This is a genomic window from Planomonospora algeriensis, assembly GCF_977012225.1.
Genome location: NZ_CDRNDK010001064.1, coordinates 1 through 547, shown reverse-complemented (window position 1 = coordinate 547; position 547 = coordinate 1). Strand labels below are relative to the sequence as shown.

Sequence of the window (547 nt, the reverse complement as noted above, 5' to 3'; positions counted from 1 at the left end):
GCGCTGGAGGCCGGGGCGCTGCCCTGGCTGCTCCCGATCGGCCGTCCGGCCGACGACGCCGAGGCCCGCGCCGAGGTGGCCAGGGCCTGGGACGTCGCCTCGCTGCCCGAGGCCCCGGGCCGCGACACCTCCGCCATGCTGGCGGCGGCGCTCGGCGAGGAGCTCGACGCCCTCGTCGTCGCCGGTGTCGACCCCTACGACCTGCCCGACCCGGAGGCCGCCCTGGCGGCCCTGGAGAACACCCCGTTCATCGTGAGCCTGGAGCAGCGCGCCAGCGCGGTCACCGACCGCGCCGACGTGGTGCTGCCGGTCGCCACGGTGGTCGAGAAGTCGGGCACGTTCGTCAACTGGGAGGGCCGCGGCCGTACCTTCGCCGAGGCCCTGCCGGTCCCCGGGGTGATGAGCGACCTGCGGATCATCTCCGCGATCGCCGACCACATGGACGTGCACCTGGGCCTGCCCGACCCGGCCGCCGCCCGGCGCGAGCTGGCCTCGCTCGGCGCGTGGCGGGGCACGCGGGCCGCGGCCCCGGCCGTTCCCGCCGGCA

At 77.7% G+C, this 547-nt stretch carries 1 protein-coding gene; it reads left to right on the top strand.

The genetic code is table 11. The features are described 5' to 3' along the window. Positions 1-547: molybdopterin-dependent oxidoreductase (locus ACWJ6R_RS37810; protein ID WP_449066779.1), on the top strand; the 547-nt coding region annotated here is incomplete at both ends.